Source organism: Nocardioides caldifontis (assembly GCF_008087345.1).
In the GTDB taxonomy this organism is placed as follows: domain Bacteria; phylum Actinomycetota; class Actinomycetes; order Propionibacteriales; family Nocardioidaceae; genus Marmoricola_A; species Marmoricola_A caldifontis.
Genome location: NZ_ML701737.1, coordinates 399,770 through 417,199 on the forward strand (window position 1 = coordinate 399,770; position 17,430 = coordinate 417,199).

At 72.4% G+C, this 17,430-nt stretch carries 17 protein-coding genes; 4 read left to right on the top strand and 13 right to left on the bottom strand.

Annotated elements, in window-relative coordinates; translation table 11 throughout:
• Positions 1-86 precede the first annotated feature (86 nt).
• Both FIP57_RS07695 and FIP57_RS07700 read left to right on the top strand, forming a co-directional pair.
• Positions 87-443: a YidH family protein gene (locus tag FIP57_RS07695; RefSeq protein WP_148572928.1), complete on the top strand. Its 357-nt coding sequence runs from the start codon at positions 87-89 to the stop codon at positions 441-443.
• Positions 443-730 (top strand): DUF202 domain-containing protein, encoded by a 288-nt coding sequence (locus FIP57_RS07700; protein ID WP_148572929.1) that lies wholly within the window; start codon positions 443-445, stop codon positions 728-730. The genes FIP57_RS07695 and FIP57_RS07700 overlap by 1 nt, the downstream gene beginning before the upstream one ends.
• A 3-nt stretch (positions 731-733) precedes the next feature.
• Here the strand turns inward: FIP57_RS07700 and FIP57_RS07705 are convergent, their stop codons facing one another.
• The 12 genes from FIP57_RS07705 to FIP57_RS07760 all read right to left on the bottom strand — a co-directional run bounded on the left by FIP57_RS07705 (position 734) and on the right by FIP57_RS07760 (position 14,947).
• Complete coding sequence (locus FIP57_RS07705; protein WP_162529706.1) at positions 734-2,062, bottom strand: MFS transporter; 1,329 nt, start codon at positions 2,060-2,062, stop codon at positions 734-736.
• Between the two features lie 209 nt (positions 2,063-2,271).
• Positions 2,272-2,862, bottom strand: coding sequence for a LutC/YkgG family protein (locus tag FIP57_RS07710; RefSeq protein WP_148572931.1), 591 nt, complete (start codon positions 2,860-2,862; stop codon positions 2,272-2,274).
• Positions 2,859-4,331, bottom strand: a complete 1,473-nt coding sequence (locus tag FIP57_RS07715; protein WP_148572932.1) for a lactate utilization protein B — start codon at positions 4,329-4,331, stop codon at positions 2,859-2,861. The genes FIP57_RS07710 and FIP57_RS07715 overlap by 4 nt, the downstream gene beginning before the upstream one ends.
• Positions 4,328-5,053, bottom strand: a complete 726-nt coding sequence (locus tag FIP57_RS07720; RefSeq protein ID WP_148572933.1) for a (Fe-S)-binding protein — start codon at positions 5,051-5,053, stop codon at positions 4,328-4,330. The genes FIP57_RS07715 and FIP57_RS07720 overlap by 4 nt, the downstream gene beginning before the upstream one ends.
• Before the next feature lie 28 nt (positions 5,054-5,081).
• Entirely contained in the window at positions 5,082-6,491 is a 1,410-nt protein-coding gene (locus tag FIP57_RS07725) for a rhamnulokinase (RefSeq protein WP_238993347.1), read from the bottom strand.
• Complete coding sequence (locus tag FIP57_RS07730; protein WP_148572934.1) at positions 6,488-8,539, bottom strand: bifunctional aldolase/short-chain dehydrogenase; 2,052 nt, start codon at positions 8,537-8,539, stop codon at positions 6,488-6,490. Before FIP57_RS07730 ends, FIP57_RS07725 begins: the two co-directional genes overlap by 4 nt.
• Before the next feature lie 5 nt (positions 8,540-8,544).
• A complete protein-coding gene (gene rhaI / locus FIP57_RS07735; RefSeq protein WP_148572935.1) occupies positions 8,545-9,708 on the bottom strand; it encodes an L-rhamnose isomerase in 1,164 nt (387 codons plus the stop codon).
• Between the two features lie 6 nt (positions 9,709-9,714).
• The gene (locus FIP57_RS07740; protein WP_148572936.1) at positions 9,715-10,074 is read right to left on the bottom strand and encodes an L-rhamnose mutarotase; all 360 of its coding nucleotides are present in this window, start codon (positions 10,072-10,074) and stop codon (positions 9,715-9,717) included.
• Positions 10,075-10,234: 160 nt separating this feature from the next.
• Positions 10,235-11,278 (bottom strand): rhamnose ABC transporter substrate-binding protein, encoded by a 1,044-nt coding sequence (rhaS, locus tag FIP57_RS07745; protein ID WP_148572937.1) that lies wholly within the window; start codon positions 11,276-11,278, stop codon positions 10,235-10,237.
• Positions 11,279-11,295: 17 nt separating this feature from the next.
• Positions 11,296-12,375: an ABC transporter permease gene (locus tag FIP57_RS07750; protein WP_148572938.1), complete on the bottom strand. Its 1,080-nt coding sequence runs from the start codon at positions 12,373-12,375 to the stop codon at positions 11,296-11,298.
• Positions 12,372-13,436 carry an ABC transporter permease gene (locus FIP57_RS07755; RefSeq protein WP_238993348.1) on the bottom strand — a complete coding sequence of 355 codons (1,065 nt, stop codon included), beginning with the start codon at positions 13,434-13,436 and terminating at the stop codon, positions 12,372-12,374. The genes FIP57_RS07750 and FIP57_RS07755 overlap by 4 nt, the downstream gene beginning before the upstream one ends.
• Positions 13,433-14,947, bottom strand: coding sequence for a sugar ABC transporter ATP-binding protein (locus FIP57_RS07760; protein ID WP_148572939.1), 1,515 nt, complete (start codon positions 14,945-14,947; stop codon positions 13,433-13,435). Before FIP57_RS07760 ends, FIP57_RS07755 begins: the two co-directional genes overlap by 4 nt.
• A 193-nt stretch (positions 14,948-15,140) precedes the next feature.
• On the opposite strand from FIP57_RS07760, the gene FIP57_RS07765 reads away from it, so the two are divergent.
• Complete coding sequence (locus FIP57_RS07765; protein WP_148572940.1) at positions 15,141-16,160, top strand: LacI family DNA-binding transcriptional regulator; 1,020 nt, start codon at positions 15,141-15,143, stop codon at positions 16,158-16,160.
• 70 nt (positions 16,161-16,230) lie between these two features.
• Positions 16,231-16,683: a hypothetical protein gene (locus FIP57_RS07770; RefSeq protein ID WP_203231110.1), complete on the top strand. Its 453-nt coding sequence runs from the start codon at positions 16,231-16,233 to the stop codon at positions 16,681-16,683.
• Positions 16,684-16,695: 12 nt separating this feature from the next.
• Here FIP57_RS07770 and FIP57_RS07775 read toward each other — a convergent pair whose 3' ends face one another.
• Positions 16,696-17,313 carry a TetR/AcrR family transcriptional regulator gene (locus tag FIP57_RS07775; protein WP_162529707.1) on the bottom strand — a complete coding sequence of 206 codons (618 nt, stop codon included), beginning with the start codon at positions 17,311-17,313 and terminating at the stop codon, positions 16,696-16,698.
• Positions 17,314-17,430 lie beyond the last annotated feature (117 nt).

Genomic DNA, 17,430 nt, shown 5'->3' on the forward strand with positions numbered 1-17,430 from the left:
CACCGGGGCGCTCAACGGGGGCTCAACGAGGCGCGCGGGCGCTCATCGTCCGCTCAACGTCTCCTCATCGCCCCTACGGTGGCTGCATGAGCGACCGACGGTGGCCGCGGTGGGTCTACGGGAACGGGGAGGAGCCGGACTACCGGTTCAGCTTCGCCAACGAGCGCACCTTCCTGGCCTGGATCCGGACCGCGCTGGCGTTGGTGGCCGCCGGGGTGGCGGTCGACGCCTTCGAGCTCGACATGCCGTCCTGGTCGCAGCACGCGGTGGCGACGGTGCTGGTCGTCCTCGGGGCGGTCTCCGCCGTCGCGGCGTGGCTCCGCTGGGCCAGCGCGGAGCGGGCGATCCGGCTCTCGCGGCCGCTGCCGGGCCCGTGGGTGACGGTGCTCGTGGCGGTCGGCACGCTCGTCGTCGGGGTCGTCGTCCTGGTCGCGACGTTCTGATGGCTGACGGGGCTGCTCCCGAGCGGACCACGCTGGCCTGGCAGCGGACCGCGCTGACGGTGCTCGCCGGGGCGCTGCTGGTGAGTCGGCTGACGCTGGACGCGCTCGGGCCGGCCGCCTTCGTGGTCGTCGTGGTGGCGATCCCGCTCGCACTGTGGGTCCTCGTCGAGAGCCGGCTCCGGCACCGGCGCGGCCACCCCCAGGGCGGCCGGTCCGCCGCGGTGCTGACCGTCGCGGTGGTGGCGCTCGCCCTCACCGAGCTCGGCGCGCTGCTGCGCTCCTGGTGAGGTTCAGGCGGGGACGCGGCGCCGCAGCGGCGCGACCAGCAGGATCCCGAGCAGCGGCAGCAGGGTGAGCACGAGCAGCGCGACGGCCGGGCCGGAGACGTGGCCGAGCCCGCCCACGAGCGCCGACCCGATGCTCCCGCCGACCATGAACACCAGGGTAGCGACGCCGAGCGCGACGCCCCGGACCTCCGGCTCCACGGCGTCGCCCACCGACTCGGCGAGCGCCGGCTGGCCGATGCCGAAGGAGACCGTCACCAGCATCACCGACACCAGGAGGACGAACCAGGACTCGAGCGCCGCGCCCGCGGCCGCCACCAGGACGGAGGCGGCGGCGACGCCTGTCGAGAAGAGCAGCGCGGTGGCGGCCGAGACCCGGGCCATCACCGGACCGGTGATCCGCGGCATCAGCAACCCGACCACACCGGACGGCACGAGCGCGAGCCCGACCTGCCAGGCCTCCCAGCCGATCCCGAGCAACACCGCCGGCAACGCCACCAGCAAGGCGAACCAGGAGCCCGGGATGCTCGCCGCGGCCAACGCGCTGCGGACGACCACCGGGTTGCGGACCACGCTGAGCGGGAGGAAGCCGTGCGGCCGCCGCTGCACGCGCCGCGCCACGGCGGGGGTGCCCAGGCCGAGGAGGACGACGCCGGCGATCGCCACCGGGACGCCGGTCGACGGCGACTGCAGCAGCAGGACCAGGCCGCCCGCCGCGACCGCGACGAGGAACGCACCGACCACGTCGAGCCGAGCGCCGGTGCCGCCGACGTGGAGGGCGTTCCAGAGCAGCGGCACGACCAGCACGCCGAGGATCGGCAGGGCGATCGCGAACCGCCAGTCGAGCGCCTCGATCACCAGCCCGGACGCGAGCGGGCCGAGCGACGTGATGCAGGCCGCGGTCCCGGCCACCCGGAGGAACGCCGCCGCGCGCACCTCGCCGGCGTACCTCGCGCTCACGACGGCCGCCCCGAGCGTCGGCACCGCAGCCGCACCGGCGCCCTGGAGCAGCCGGCCGACGAGGTGCACCGCAAACGTCGGCGCGAACGAGGCGACCAGCGCGCCGACGGTCATCAGGCTCAGCCCGATCGTCATCGGCAGCCGCGGTCCGGTGAGGTCGGCGACGCGGCCGTAGATCGCGGTGCCGACACCCAGCATCAGCGCGTAGAGGCTGATCGACCAGGTGGCCGCCCCGTCGGTGATCGAGTACGCGTCCGCCATCGGCGCGATCGCCAGGGCCGCCGCGGCGCTGCCCATCCCGGCGAAGCCGAAGAGCAGCCCCAGCACCACGGAGACGCGGCGTTCGTCGGACGGCGTCTCCGGGGTGTCGGTCATGACCCTAGGTAACCCGGCCGGACGCTTACGCATTCCCCTGCGTCGGACGCGCATGGGAAACGGCACGACCAACGAAGACCGCTCCCAGCCGGACGACCCCAACCCCGAGCACCGGGCCTGAGGGTCACTCGGACGTGCAGCTCTCCCGGAAGCAGGCCCCTGGATCCCCGGCCCCCAGGGAGCTGCATGTCCGACGGACCCGGCCCCGGTCAGCCGACGAGGACGACGACCAGCCGACGAGGCCCGTGGACCCCCTCGACCCGGTTCAGCTCGATGTCGCTGGTGGCAGAGGGGCCGCTGATCCAGGTCGTCGGCCGGGTCGGGTCGAGCCGGGCCACCCCCTCGGGCACCCCGGCGACCACCTGCTCGGCGAGGACCACGCAGACGTGCAGGTCGGGCACGAGGGAGAGCGCCCGCCTCCCCTGTCCGGGCCCGTGGTCGAGCACGACGGTCCCGGTCTCCGCGATCCCGACTGCCGCCGCGGTGACCACCGCGTCCAGCTCGTCGAGCTCGAGGGCGGAGAGGCCGGTGTCGACGACCGCGTCGGGCACGTGCCACCCCAGCTCCGGAGGTACGACGGCCCGGGCCCCCGCGAGAGCCCCGGCGATCATCGCCTCCACCTCGTCCGGGGAGCAGCGCACCACGTCGGCCCGGTAGTCCGCGACCCGCTCCGCGAACAGCGCGAGGACGTCCACCGAGGCGTCGCCACGGGTCCGGTAGCCACGCGGCACCTCGACGGCCGGCGAAGCACCCACCAGCGCCGAGCGGACCCGGCCGAGGATCTCGTCCCGGGCGCTCACCGTCGTCCTCCGTCGGTCCGCTTCCACCACGCCCGGAACGACTCCTTCGGTGGCGCCGGGAGGTCGCGCGCCCCGGTCCAGGCGCCCGCGAACGGCAGCCTGGACAGCGCGGTCCGCCCCGACGTCGACCGCCGCCGGACCATCCGCGAGGCGAGCCCGCCGAAGACGCCGGACGCGCGCTCCAGGACACCGAGCCGCGAGCCGGACCCGAACGACCAGGCCGCCGCCTTCATCGCGGCCGCCTCCGGCTTCGCCGAGGGCCGGTGGGCGTCCACGACCTTGGCCCGCAGGTCGACGAGCACCGACGGGATGTCGATCCGCACCGGGCACGCCTCGAAGCAGGCACCGCAGAGCGAGGAGGCGTAGGGCAGCGAGTCCAGCTGGTCGGACTCCCCCACCCCGCGCAGCAGCGGGTTCAGGATCGCGCCGATCGGGCCCGGGTAGACCGACCCGTAGGCGTGGCCCCCGGTCCGCTCGTACACCGGGCAGACGTTGAGGCACGCCGAGCACCGGATGCACCGCAACGCCTGACGCCCGACCTCGTCCGCCAGGGCACGGGTCCGGCCGTTGTCAAGGAGCACCACGTGCACCTCCTGCGGGCCGTCGCCGGGGGTGACGCCGGTCCACGTCGAGGTGTAGGGGTTCATCCGCTCCCCCGTCGACGACCGTGGCAGCAGCTGGAGGAACACCTCGAGGTCCTGCCAGGTCGGCACCACCTTCTCGATGCCGACCACCGAGACGAGCACGTCGGGGAGCGTCAGGCACATCCGCCCGTTGCCCTCGGACTCGACCACGACGAGGGTGCCGGTGTCGGCGACCGCGAAGTTCGCGCCGGAGACCGCGACCTTGGCGCGGAGGAACTTCTCGCGCAGGTGCAGCCGGGCGGCGTTCGCGAGCTCGACCGGCTCGTCGGTGAGGTCGGCAGGCGCCGGTCGTCCGACGTCCGCCATCCGGCGCAGGAAGATCTCGCGGATCTCGGCCCGGTTGCGGTGGATCGCGGGCACGAGGATGTGCGACGGCAGGTCGTCGCCGAGCTGCACGATCAGCTCGGCGAGGTCGGTCTCCCAGGCCGCGATCCCCTCCGCAGCGAGGTGCTCGTTGAGCTCGATCTCCTGGGTGGCCATCGACTTGACCTTCACGACCTCGTCGACGCCGTGGTCCCGGGCGACGGACGCCACGATCGAGCACGCCTCCGCCGCGTCGCTCGCCCAGTGCACGGTCGCGCCGGCCGCGGTCAGCGACGCCTCGAGCCGCTCCAACGACGAGTCGAGCGACAGCAGCGCCGAGTCCTTGAGGGCCGCGCCGGCGAGCCGGAGCTCCTCCCAGTCCGGCAGCTCGCCGACGACGCGGAGCCGCTTGCCGCGGATCGTCCGGGTGGCGAGCGCCAGGTTGCCGCGCAGCTGCGCGTCGGCGAGCGCGTTGCGGGCCGCCTCGGGGAACGCCGGCATCCCGACGAACGTCGCGCTCATGCCGCGTGCTCCGTCGAGGCGAGGACCTCGGCCAGGTGCATCACGCGTACGCCGGACCGCTGCCGCGAGAGCAGCCCTCCCACGTGCATGAGGCAGGAGTTGTCCCCGGCGACCAGCACGTCGGCCCCGGAGCCGACCACCTGGCGCGCCTTGTCGAACCCCATCGCGACCGAGGTGTCGGCGTTCTTCAGCGCGAACGTCCCGCCGAAGCCGCAGCATTCCTCGGCGCCCGGCAGGTCGACGAGCCGCAGCCCGCGGACCGCGCGGAGCAGGGAGAGCGGCCGGTCGCCGACGCCGAGCATCCTCAAGGAGTGGCAGGTCGGGTGGTAGGCGACGGTGTGCGGGAAGTACGCCCCCACGTCGGTCACGCCGAGCACGTCGACCAGGAACTCCGACAGCTCGTAGACCCGGTCCGACAGCACGCGCAGCGACGGGTCACCGGCCCGGCGGGCGACGATCCCGTGCTGGTGGCGGACCGACCCGGCGCACGAGCCGGACGGCGTCACGATCGCGTCGTACCCCTCGAACGCCGCCACGCAGTTGCGCACGACCGGCACCGCCTCGTCGAGGTAGCCGGTGTTCACCATCGGCTGGCCGCAGCACGCCTGCTGCTGGGGGAACTCGACGTCCATACCGAGCCGTCGCAGCAACGTCACGACCGCACGACCCGTGTCGGGGAACATCGCGTCGTTGACGCAGGTGACCATCAGAGCCACACGCATGGGGCCACCTTCGCACAGCGCGTCCGGCTCATCGCGCACGCCGCTCGCCGACCGTGGGTCCGTACCGACGGAGCTCCTGCGTCGCGGCCACCAGCGACCGCAACCCCTCCAGCGACCCCTCGAGCGCGCCGAGGGTCCGGGCCTGCAGAAGGACGTTGCCCAGTGCGGTCGCCTCGACCGGTCCGGCGACGACCGGCACCTCGACGCGGTCGGCCAGCGCCTGGCAGAGCAGCTCGTTGCGCGCGCCTCCCCCGACCACGTGCACCACGCGGACCTCGCGCCCTGAGAGCCGGGCGGCGTCGGCCACCGCCCGCGCGAACCCCTCGGCGAGGCTCTCCACGATGCTGCGGACGAGCGCCACGTCGGAGGACGGGGCGGGTACGTCGTGCTCGGCGCACCATTCCGCGACGCGTGCCGGCATGTCTCCGGGCGGGAGGAACCGTGGGTCCTGCACGTTGAATATTGTCACCGCGCCGCTATATGCCGCCGCCTGGTCGAGCAGCGCCGGGAGGTCGTCGCGCCCCCAGGCCCGCAAGGTCTCCGAGAGCAGCCAGGTGCCCATCACGTTGGTGAGGAACCGGGTCCGCCCGTCGACGCCGCCCTCGTTGGTGAAGTTCGCGGCGCGGGCCGCCTCGGTCAGCACCGGCTCCTCGAGCTCGACCCCGACCAGCCCCCAGGTGCCGCAGGAGACGTACGCCGCCCCGTCGTCGGTCATCGGGACGCCCACGACAGCGGACGCCGTGTCGTGCGAGCCCACCGAGGTGAGAGGGAAGCTGCCCCCGACGTACGACGCCACCGGCCCGGAGAGCGCACCGAGCACCGTCCCCGGGTCGACCAGCTCCGGGAAGATGTCCGGCACGATCCCCAGCCGCGCACAGAGCTCGCGGTCCCACTCCCGGGTCCGGACGTCGAGGAGCCCGGTCGTCGAGGCGTTGGTGCGCTCGGTGAACGCCTGCTCGGTGAGCCAGAAGCCGATCAGGTCGGGGACCATCAGCACCGTGTCGGCGAGCGCGACGACCGGGTCGGCGGCGAGCTGGTAGAGCGTGTTGAACGGCAGGAACTGCAGCCCGTTCCGCTCGTACAGCTCCTCCGGGGTGACCAACGCGTGCACCCGGTCGACGCCGGCGGCGCGCGCCTCGTCGCGGTAGTGGTACGGCAGCCCGAGCAGCCGGTCGCCGCGGAACAGCCCGTAGTCGACCGCCCACGAGTCGACGGCGACGCCGGCCAGGTCGGGCGCGACCCGGACGGCCTCACGGAGCCCCCGCAGCGCCTGGCGGTGGAGCTCCCCGACGTCCCAGTGCAGCCCGTCGGGCAGCCGCAGCGGCTCGTTGTCGAACCGCGCGACCGCCCGGAGGGCGAGGTGGTCACTGCTGACCTCGCCGACCATGACGCGCCCGCTGGACGCGCCGAGGTCGACGGCCGCGACGGAGACCCTCACCGGAGGAAGGCGGCGGCGACCCCGGCGTCCACGGGCACGTGCAGCCCGGTGGTGTGGGTGAGGTCCGGCCCGACGAGGGCGAACACCGCGTTGGCGCAGTGCTCGGGGAGCACCTCGCGCTTGAGCAGCGTCCGCTGGGCGTAGAACTTCCCGAGGTCCTTCTCCTCCACGCCGTAGACCTCGGCGCGCTTGGCGCCCCAGCCGCCGGCGAAGATCCCGGAGCCCTGCACCACCCCGTCGGGGTTGATGCCATTGACCCGGATCTGGTGCTCGCCGAGCTCGGCGGCGAGCAGCCGCACCTGGTGGGCCTGGTCGGCCTTGGTCGCGCCGTAGGCGACGTTGTTCGGCCCCGCGAACAGCGAGTTCTTCGAGGAGATGTAGACGATGTCGCCGCCGAGCCCCTGCTCGATCAGCACCCGGGCCGAGGCGCGGGACACCAGGAACGAGCCCTTGGCCATCACGTCGTGCTGGCGGTCCCAGTCCTCCTCGGTGGTGTCGAGGAGCGACTTGGAGAGCGACAGCCCGGCGTTGTTGACGACGATGTCGACGCCGCCGAACGCGAGACAGGCCTCGGCGACCGCGGCGTCCACGGCGGCGGCGTCGCTCACGTCGACCTGGACACCGACGGCCACGTCGGCGGACCCCAGCGCGGCGGCCGCTTCCTGCGCCTTCTCCAGCGACAGGTCGGCGACGACCACGACCGCGCCCTCGGCGGCGAGCCGGGTCGCGATCGCCTTGCCGATGCCGGAGGCGGCGCCGGTCACGAGGGCGATCTTCGAGGCGAGCGGCTTGGGCTTCGGCATCCGCTGGAGCTTCGCCTCCTCGAGCGCCCAGTACTCGATGCGGAACTTCTCCGACTCGTCGATCGGGGCGTACGTCGACAGCCCCTCGGCGCCGCGCATCACGTTGATCGCGTTGACGTAGAACTCGCCGGCGACCCGGGCGGTCTGCTTGTCCTTGCCGAAGCTGAACATCCCGACGCCGGGGACCAGCACGATCAGCGGGTCCGCCCCGCGGATGGCGGGAGAGTCCGGCGTCGAGTGTCGGTCGTAGTAGGCCTGGTAGTCGGCGCGGTACTCCTCGTGCAGCTCACGGAGCCGGGCCCGCGCCTCCTCGACCGTCGCGGTCGTGGGGAGGTCGAGGACCAGCGGCTTGACCTTGGTCCGCAGGAAGTGGTCGGGGCAGGAGGTGCCCAGGGCGGCGAGCGCGGGGTGCTTCTCCCGGGCCAGGAAGTCCAGCACCACCTCGGAGTCGGTGAAGTGGCCGACCATCCCGCGACCGGCGGCATGGGCGTCCTGCGAGGCGATCGACCGGATCGTCGGGGCGAGCGCCGCCGCGCGGGCGCGCCGCTCCTCGGGCGGCAGCGGCGTGTAGCCGTCGAGCACCGGGCCGAACGGCTCGGCCACCGAGTTCTCCTCGATGTACGCCGCGGCGGTGCGGATGATCCAGAGCGAGCGCTCCTCGCACTCCTCGCTGGTGTCACCCCACGCGGTGATGCCGTGGCCGCCCAGGATGCACCCGACGGCCTGCGGGTTCGCCTCCTTGATCGCCGCGATGTCCAGCCCGAGCTGGAAGCCGGGGCGCCGCCACGGCACCCAGACGACCTTGTCGCCGAAGATCTGCTCGGTGAGCTTCTCGCCGTCCGCCGCGGTGGCGATCGCGATGCCGGAGTCCGGGTGCAGGTGGTCGACGTGCGCGGCGTCGACGAGGCCGTGCATCGCGGTGTCGATCGACGGGGCGGCGCCGCCCTTGCCGTGCAGGCAGTAGTCGAACGCGGCGACCATCTCGTCCTCGCGCTCCACGCCGGGGTAGACGTCGACGAGCGCGCGCATCCGGTCGAGGCGGAGGACGGCGAGCCCGGCGGGGGTCAGCGTGCCGAGGTCGCCGCCGGAGCCCTTGACCCAGAGCAGCTCGACGTCCTGCCCGGTGACCGGGTCGGTGTCCGTGCCCTTGGCGGAGGTGTTGCCGCCGGCGTAGTTGGTGTTGCGCGGGTCGCTGCCGAGCCGGTTGGACCGGGCGACGAGCTCTTCCACGGTGGGGTGCGTCATGAGGTTCAGTTCCATCCTGCCTGCGCGCCGCCGACGCGCTCGTTCTCGATCTGTTCCTGGTACCCGCTGGCCAGGTAGGCCGCCATCGGGTCGGCCGGCAGCCCGCGCTCCTCGCGCCAGGCGGCCAGGTCACGGCGTACGTCGGTGTAGAAGGCGTCCATGAGCACCTGGTTCGCGGCGAGCACGTCGCCCTCGGCCTGCGCCTTCGCGAGCGCGTCGGTGTCGAGCAGCAGCGCGCGGGCGAGCATCTCCTGCACGTTGAGCACCGAGCGGATCTGGCCGGGGACCTTCCGCTCGATGTTGTGGCACTGGTCGAGCATCAGCGCGACGTCCGAGCCGGGGCCGTACCCGCCGCCGCGGACCACCTCGACGAGGATCCGGAAGAGCTGGAAAGGGTCGGCCGCCCCGACGATCAGGTCGTCGTCGGCGTAGAACCGGCTGTTGAAGTCGAACGACCCGAGCTTCCCGAGCCGCAGCAGCTGGGCGACGATGAACTCGATGTTCGTCCCCGGCGCGTGGTGGCCGGTGTCGAGGCAGACGAACGCCTTGTCGCCGAGCGCGGCGCAGTGGACGTACGACGTGCCCCAGTCCGGGACGTCGGTGTGGTAGAACGCCGGCTCGAAGAACTTGTACTCGAGCACCAGCCGCTGGTCGTCGCCGAGCTGGTCGTAGATCTTCCGCAGCCCCTCGGCGAGCCAGTCCTGGCGGGCCCGGATGTCGGCCTGTCCCGGGTAGTTGGTGCCGTCGGCCAGCCAGATCTTCAGGTCACGCGACCCGGTCTGGTTCATCACCTCGATGCAGTCGAGGTTGTGCTGCACCGCCTTGCGCCGCACGGCCGGGTCGGCGTGGGTGAGCGACCCGAGCTTGTAGTCGTCGTCCTGGAAGGTGTTGCTGTTGATCGTGCCCAGCTCGACACCCAGGTCCTCGGCGTACGCCCGCAGCTTCCCGAAGTCGTCGACCAGGTCCCACGGGATGTGCAGCGCGACCTTGGGGGCGAGCCCGGTGAACCGGTGCACCGCCGCGGCGTCGGCAATCTTCTCCTCGACGGTCCGCGGGGTGCCGGGCGACCCGAAGACCTTGAACCGGGTCCCGGAGTTGCCGTAGGCCCAGGAGGGGACCTCGATGGCCAGGGCGTCCAGCCGGCCGCTGATCGCTTCGAACGTCGTCATCTCAACTCACTCGTTCCACTGCTTCTCGTGGGCCGCGGCCAGCTGGTCCTCGAGGTGGAAGACCTCCTCCAGCTGGACGAACCCGGTGTCCGGCTGCGCGTCCTCGAGGTCTTCGAAGAACTGCGCCATCTCCGCTTGCCACCGCGCGTTCACCTCGGTGGTCCCCATGCCGGCGACCGCCTCCTCGATCGAGGGCGTCTCGACGTACCCGATGAGCAGCCCGTCCTCCCCGAGGAACAGGGAGTAGTTGTGCCAGCCGTGGTCGGCCAGCGCCTGGAGCATCTCCGGCCACACCGCGCGGTGGCGGGCCTTGTACTCCTCCAGCCGGTCGGGCTTCACCCGCAACCGGAAGCAGACGCGCTGCATCGGATCTCCTCGCCGTGGTGGATGGTGCGGGGGCCGGCGGAGGCGTGCGGTTTCCCATGGTGCCCTGGGAAACTGTCACTCCCCATTGACGATTGCCTGTGGGGAGCGCCGGTTTCCCATGGTGCCCAGGGAAACCGCAGCCCCGCCGGCCGCCTCCGACTCAGAAGTCGAAGTCCCCGATGTTGTCGGCGTTGAAGACGAACGGCTCGCCGAGCACGACGACGCCGTCGGCCTCGACGGTGAACTCACCGAGCTTGCCGGCCTCGAAGGTGTCGCCCTCCTCGCCGGTGATGTCGCCGTCGACCAGGGCCTTGGTGGCGTAGGTCGCGAGGTAGCCGAGGTCGCCCGGGTTCCAGAGCGCGAACGCCTCGACGGTGCCGTTCTCGACGTACGGGCGCATCTGGTTCGGCGTGCCGAGCCCGGTGAGCGCGACCTTCCCCTTGGCGTCGGAGGTCGACAGGTAGTCGGCCGCCGCGGCGATCCCGACCGTGGTCGGGGAGATGATCCCCTTCAGGTTCGGGTGGTTCTGGAGCAGCGCCTCGGTCTCGTCGAAGGACTTCTGCTCCTCGTCGTCGCCGTAGACGATGTCGACGAGCTCGATGTCGGCGTAGTCGGGGTTCGACTCCAGCTCCGCCTCCATCATCTCGATCCAGGCGTTCTGGTTGGTGGCGTTCGCCGAGGCCGACAGGATCGCGATCTCGCCGGAGCCGCCGATCTGGTCCGCGATCAGCTCGAGCTGCTTGGCGGCGATGCCCTCCGCGGTCGCCTGGTTGACGAACAGGTCGCGGCAGTCGGGGCTGGTGTCGGAGTCGAAGGTGACGACCTTGGTGCCGGCGTCACGCGCCTCGTTGATCGCGTCGCAGATCGCGGTGGGGTCGTTGGCCGAGACGATCAGGCCGGCGACGCCCTGCTGGGCCGCGGTGTTGATGTACTGCACCTGCGCGTCGGGGCTGGCCTGCTCGGGGCCGACCTCCTCGATGGAGATGCCGAGCTCCTCGGCGGCCTCCTCGGCACCCGCGGTGCTGGTGTCGAAGTAGGGGTTCCCGAGGTTCTTCGGGAGCATGGTCAGCGAGTCACCACCGCCGCCACCGCCACCGCCGGAACCGCCGCTGTCACCGTCGTCGCCGCCACAGGCGGAGAGAGCCATGGCGCCGCTCAGCACGAGCGCTGCGAACGCCGTCGCCCTCCTCGAGGGGAGCTTCATGTGTCGTACCTTTCTGTTCAGACGCCGGCTCTGGCCGGGCTCTGTGCGGACGGCTTCGACGAAGCCGGGGTGGACATGCGTGACGCTCGCGAGGAGACCCACGTCAGGACACTGGTGGAGATCACCGAGGCCACCAGCAGCAGCCCGATGACGATGTTGGTGAAGTTGACGGTCACGCCCTCCAGCCGCAGCGCGGAGGAGATGACGCCGATCAGCACGACGCCGGCGAGCACTCCGTGCAGCCGTCCCCGGCCGCCGAAGATCGAGACGCCGCCGAGCAGCACCGCCGCGATGACCTGGAGCTCGAAGCCCGTCGCGTTGTCGCCGCGGGCGCTGCCGAAGCGGAGCGTGAAGTAGATGCCGGCGAACGCCGAGACGACGCCGGAGAGCACGAAGAGGATCAGCTTGGTGCGCTCGACGGGGACGCCGCTGAAGTGCGCCGCCTCGTCGTTGAGCCCGATGTCGTAGACCCCGCGGCCGAACGTCGAGAAGTGCAGCAGCCAGACGAAGAGCACCGCCAGCACCGCGAACGGGACCATGACCAGCGGGATGCTGCTCTCGCCGATCGTCCCGGTGGCGCGGTCGGTCCAGGTGTCGGTGAACCCGGTGACGGCCTTGGTGCCGACGAGCCCCTCGGCGATGCCGCGGAAGAGCGCCAGGGTGCCGATGGTCACCGCGAGCGACGGCAGCCCGACGTACGCGACGAGGTAGCCGTTGAGCGCACCGCAGGCGAGCCCGGCCGCGAGCGCGAGGAGCGCGGCGACCGGGATCGACATCCCGGCCTCGAACAGCACGCCCAGCAGGACGCTGCTCAGCCCCATCGTGCTGGCCACCGACAGGTCGATCTCGCCGGTGATGATCACCAGCGTCATCGGCAGCGCGATGAGCAGGATCGGCGCGATGTCCTGGAGCAGGAACTTCAGGGTCAGCGGGCCGTCGAAGTTCGGCACGTTGGCGAGCGAGTAGAGAATCACCGCGACGGTGAGCGCGATGATCGCGGACTCGCGGGTGAGCAGCAGCCGGCGCCACAGCGGGGCGGAGTACTCGGGGTAGCTGCGCCCGGCGGCCCGGTCGGTGGTGGTGGTCGTGGCGCTCATGCGTCCCTCGCCTCCGCGAGCTTGTTCGCCTGGCGGGCGGCCAGGACCCGGTCGAGCACGATCGCGCCGAGGATCAGCGCGCCGACGACGGCGCCCTGCCAGAACGGGTCGATGCCGATCGTCGGAAGGGCCCGGTTGATCGTGACCAGGAGGAAGGCGCCGATCGCGGCGCCCCACACCGTGCCGCTGCCGCCGAAGATCGCGACGCCGCCGATCACGACCGCGGCGACCGCCTGGAGCTCGATCCCCGAGCCGGTGCTGGAGGTGACCGCGCCGTACCTCGCCGCGAACAGCACCCCGGCCAGCCCGGCGAGCGCGCCGCTGAGGACGAACGCCGCGAGCACCCGCTGGCGGACCTTGAGGCCGTAGAGGACGGCGGCGTCCGGGTCGGAGCCGATCGCGTAGAGCTCGCGGCCACCGCGGGCGGTGTGCAGGTAGTAGCCGACCAGCGCCAGCACGACCAGCGCGACGATCGTGAGGACCGGGATGGTGAGCACGGTCTTGGTGCCGAGCGCCTGGAAGTCCGCCGGGGTGTCACCCCGGTTGATCCGGTCGCTGCCGGCCCAGGTGAGAACGACACCGCGGTAGATGTAGAGCGTGCCGAGCGTGATCACCAGCGCCGGGACCTTGCCGTAGGCGACCAGCACGCCGTTCACCAGCCCCAGCACGGCTCCCGCGAGGACCGCGAGGAGCACCACCACGACGAGCGGGATGCCGGGCTGGTCGATGAAGAGCCGTCCGGTGAGGTACGCCGTGAACGCCAGCACCGACCCGACCGACAGGTCGACGTTGCGGGTGATGATCACGACGGCCTGGCCGACCGCGAGCAGCACCAGGATCGACGGGTTGAGCAGGAAGTTGCGCCACCCGTCGGAGCTGAAGAGGAAGCCACTGTTCTTCGCGGTCGCGACCACCACCACGGCCACGAGGACCAGGAAGATCGACAGCTCCCGCGAGCGCAGCACGGTGGTCAGCGCGCGGCGGCCCGGCGACAGGGCGCTGGGCTCGACCAGGAGCGCCTCGCCGGCGCTGGGGGTCTCGTCGTGCTTCACGGCGTTCACCGGGCGGCCTCCACGGAGTGGGTGGCGGCGTGCATCACGGCCTCGGGGGTGGCCTCCGCACGGTCCAGCTCGGCGGTGATCCGCCCCTCGCAGACGACCAGCACCCGGTCGGCCATCCCGAGCACCTCGGGGAGCTCGGAGGAGATCATCAGGATCGCCATGCCGCGGCCGGCGAGCTCCGAGAGCAGCCGGTGCACCTCCGCCTTGGTGCCGACGTCGATGCCGCGGGTGGGCTCGTCGATGATCAGCAGCTTCGGGTCGGTGGCCAGCCACTTGGCGATGACGACCTTCTGCTGGTTGCCGCCGCTCATCGTGGCGGCGTTCATGTCGAGCGCGTTGGTCTTCACCTCGAGGCGGCCGGCCCAGGGGGCGGCGGCCCGGTTCTCCGCGCGGGCGGTCAGGACCCCGGCCTTCGCGAGGCCGGCGCGGATGACGCCGGCGACGTTGCGGCTCACGGAGGAGTCGATGACCAGCCCCTGCTTGCGACGGTCCTCGGGGATGAACGCCATGCCGGCCTTGATGGCGGCGCGCGGGTCGTGGGCGGGTACGGCGGTCCCGGCGAGCCGCACCGAGCCGGAGTCGTAGCGGTCGACCCCGAAGACGGCGCGCGCGATCTCGCTGCGCCCGGCACCGACGAGCCCCGCGAGCCCGACGATCTCGCCGGCGCGCACCTCGAAGCTGACGTCGTGGAAGACGCCGGTGCGGTTGAGCCCCTCGACCTCGAGCACCGGGGCGCCGATCGTGGCCGGCGTCTTCGGGAACAGCTCGCCGACCTCGCGGCCGACCATCAGACCGACGATCTCGTCGGTGTCGGTCTCGGCCACGGTCCGGGTGCCGACGTACTCGCCGTCGCGCATCACCGTCACCGTGTCGCAGAGGTCGAAGACCTCGTCGAACCGGTGGGAGATGAAGACCAGCGCGCGCCCCTCGTCACGGAGGCTGCGGGCGACGGCGAAGAGCCGCTCGACCTCGACGCCGCTGAGGGCGGCGGTCGGCTCGTCCATGATCAGGACGCGGGCGTCGAGGGAGATGGCCTTGGCGATCTCGATGATCTGCTGGTCGGCGATCGAGAGGCCGAGCGCGGGGCGGCGTACGTCGATCGCGACGCCGAGCCGGTCGAAGAGGGAGCGGGCCTCGGCGTACATCGCGGCCCGGTCGATGCGGCGGCCGGAGGCGAGGGGCTGGCGCCCCATGAAGATGTTCTCGGTGACCGACAGGTCGGGGAAGAGCGTCGGCTCCTGGTAGATCACCGCGACGCCGGCCGCCTTGGACTCGGCCGTGGTGGCGAAGTCGGCGGGCTCGCCGTCGAGGAGCATCTCGCCCGCGTCGCGGCGGTGCACCCCGGCGACGATCTTGACCAGCGTGGACTTGCCGGCGCCGTTCTCGCCGACCAGCGCGTGGATCGAGCCGCCGTGGACCGTGAGGTTCCCCGAGCGGAGGGCGAGCACCGGGCCGAACGCCTTGGCCACGTCGCGCAGCACCAGCCTGGGCTGCGTCGGGTCCGAGCTCATCGCGCCTCCGGTTTGAAAGGTTTCAACGAGGTTTCGTCGACGCTAAGTGACTGCCACCACAACCGTCAAGGGCCCTCTGCGCGGGATCTCGACCACTGCCCGGAGACGCCGGACTCGGCTACGCTGACGCGCGCTGTGACGTTTCAACCGTTGCGTCACGCCCAACAGCACCAGTCACCGCGGAGGCGAACCGATGGCCAGGAACGCAGGCGTCAAGGACGTCGCCGCGGCCGCCGGTGTGTCCCTGGGGACGGTCTCCAACGTGCTGAACCGGCCCGACCGGGTGAGCGCCGCGACCCGGGAGCGGGTCGAGCAGGCGATGCGCGAGCTGGGGTTCGTCCGCAACGAGTCCGCGCGCCAGCTTCGCGCCGGGCGGAGCCGGACACTCGCCTACGTGATGCTCGACGCCACCAACCCGTTCTTCACCGACGTCGCGCGCGGCATCGAGGAGGCGGCCGAGGCGCAGGACATGTCGGTGTTCCTGTGCAACAGCGACAGCCGCGCCGAGCGCGAGTCGACCTACCTCGAGCGGCTCGAGCAGCAGCGGGTGCAGGGCATCCTGGTCACCCCCGTCGACCCGGCGCACCCGTCGCTCGGCGAGGTGGCCGAGCGCGGCACCCCGGTCGTGGTGGTCGACCGGGTGGGACCGGGCGCCGAGCACTGCTCGGTCGCGGTCGACGACGTGCTGGGCGGCCGGCTCGCGGTCGAGCACCTGCTGGACACCGGCCACGAGCGGATCGCCTTCGTCGGCGGCCCGGACTCGATCGGTCAGGTGCGCGACCGGCTCGCCGGGGCCCGGGCGGCGACGGAGGCCGCTGGCCGCTCCCCCGACGACCTCGTCGTCGTCACCACCGAGGCGCTCACCGTCGCCGAGGGGCGCCGGGCGGGCGAGCGGATCATGGGGCTCGCCCGCGCCTCACGGCCGACCGCAGCGTTCTGCGCCAACGACCTGCTCGCGCTCGGGCTGCTCCAGCAGTGCGTGTCGCTGGGCGCCCGGGTCCCCCGCGACCTCGCGATCGTCGGCTACGACGACATCGACTTCGCCGCCGCGGCCGCGGTCCCGCTGACCTCCGTGCGCCAGCCCCGCCGGGACCTGGGGCGCACCGCCGCCGAGCTGCTGATCGACGAGGCGGGCAATCCCGACCACCGCCACCAGCAGGTGCTCTTCACCCCGGAGCTGGTCGCGCGGGCCTCGACCCGGCGTCCCTCCTGAGGCGGCTCTCCGGGTCCGACCAGGGTGCTTCCGGATGGGGCGGGGCACTCCTCCCGCCGATCCTGGAGTCGTGACAGCTCCGCACCAGACCCCGCACCGGGTCATGCAGCCCACCCCGTCGTACTCCCCGCCGGCCGAGCCTTGGCACCGCCGACTCTCCTGGCCGCTGGTCGTCGGGCTGGCGACGTTCGCGCTCTCCCGCCCCCTGCTCTCGATCACCGGCCTCGCCGAGGAGTGGGGGAAGCCCGCCACGCCGCTGGTCGCGACCGCGGTCATCACCCTGGTCTGGATGGTCGCCGCGGCCCGGTTCGCCCGGCAGGCGCCGGTCCTGACGCTGGTCGCCACCGGCCTGACGTACGCCGGCCTCGCGATCGTGCTCAGCGCGGTCCTCTCCCCGGTCCTCGACGGTCAGGCCTCCCCGATCGTCACGAACCCGTTCGCGGTGGTCGGGGTGCTCTCCACCAACGCGGTGTGGGGGCTCGTCGCCGGCGGCCTCGCCGCACTGCTCGCGCGGGCGCGCTGACCCCGGCCCAGGTCAGCCGTTGGCGTCCTCGGCGAGCTCGGCCCGGTCCCGGGGCAGGTCGGCCATCCGGTGCAGGTGCTCCCGCAGCTCGTGGAGCACTGCGCTCGCCGCGTCGTCGTCGCGGTTGACGAGCCACTGGAAGGTGACGCCCTCGATGACGGCCAGCACGTAGCGGGCCAGCATCGGCACCGGCGCCCGCCACGAGAACCCGCCGGTCGCCGCGGCCGCGGTGAGGAACGCCTCCATGCCGTCGGTGTAGCTGCGGTACTGCGCCCGCGCGTCCGCCTCCCCGCCCGGCCGGCGCAGGGCGTGCTGGGTCAGCTCGTAGGTGACCAGGTGCTCCATCGGGGCGCGCTGGACGTGGGTCCAGTAGGCGTCGAGCGCGAGCGCGATCATCTCCGACGGCTGGGACGCGTCGCGGATCGCGCTCCCGACAGCGTCGAAGTTCCGGTCGGTGATCGTCTTCATCACCTCGAGGACCAGCTCTTCCTTGCTGCGGAAGCAGTAGTGGAAGACACCGATCTGCATCCCGGCCTCGGCGACGATCATCCGGGTCGTGGTGTTCGGGACGCCCTCGCGGGCCATCACCCTGATCGCGGCGTCGACGAGCAACCCCCGTCGCTCGGCCACCGACATCCTTGCTGCCACCTGGGACACCTCCTCGAGAACAGAGGCGGGGGGGGGGGGGGCCCGGCGCCCCGCCCCGGGGGGGGGGTGGGTCGCCCCCCCGCCGAGGGGGAGACCCCG

Coding starts and splice junctions, on each gene's coding strand:
- rhaI (WP_148572935.1), bottom strand. CDS start 9,708: ATGACGACGTTCGAAGCGATCAGCGGCCGGCTGGACGCCCTGGCCATC.
- FIP57_RS07695 (WP_148572928.1), top strand. CDS start 87: ATGAGCGACCGACGGTGGCCGCGGTGGGTCTACGGGAACGGGGAGGAG.
- FIP57_RS07740 (WP_148572936.1), bottom strand. CDS start 10,074: ATGCAGCGCGTCTGCTTCCGGTTGCGGGTGAAGCCCGACCGGCTGGAG.
- FIP57_RS07700 (WP_148572929.1), top strand. CDS start 443: ATGGCTGACGGGGCTGCTCCCGAGCGGACCACGCTGGCCTGGCAGCGG.
- FIP57_RS07715 (WP_148572932.1), bottom strand. CDS start 4,331: ATGAGCGCGACGTTCGTCGGGATGCCGGCGTTCCCCGAGGCGGCCCGC.
- FIP57_RS07750 (WP_148572938.1), bottom strand. CDS start 12,375: ATGAGCGCCACGACCACCACCACCGACCGGGCCGCCGGGCGCAGCTAC.
- FIP57_RS07730 (WP_148572934.1), bottom strand. CDS start 8,539: ATGACGCACCCCACCGTGGAAGAGCTCGTCGCCCGGTCCAACCGGCTC.
- FIP57_RS07720 (WP_148572933.1), bottom strand. CDS start 5,053: ATGCGTGTGGCTCTGATGGTCACCTGCGTCAACGACGCGATGTTCCCC.
- FIP57_RS07765 (WP_148572940.1), top strand. CDS start 15,141: ATGGCCAGGAACGCAGGCGTCAAGGACGTCGCCGCGGCCGCCGGTGTG.
- rhaS (WP_148572937.1), bottom strand. CDS start 11,278: ATGAAGCTCCCCTCGAGGAGGGCGACGGCGTTCGCAGCGCTCGTGCTG.
- FIP57_RS07705 (WP_162529706.1), bottom strand. CDS start 2,062: ATGACCGACACCCCGGAGACGCCGTCCGACGAACGCCGCGTCTCCGTG.
- FIP57_RS07760 (WP_148572939.1), bottom strand. CDS start 14,947: ATGAGCTCGGACCCGACGCAGCCCAGGCTGGTGCTGCGCGACGTGGCC.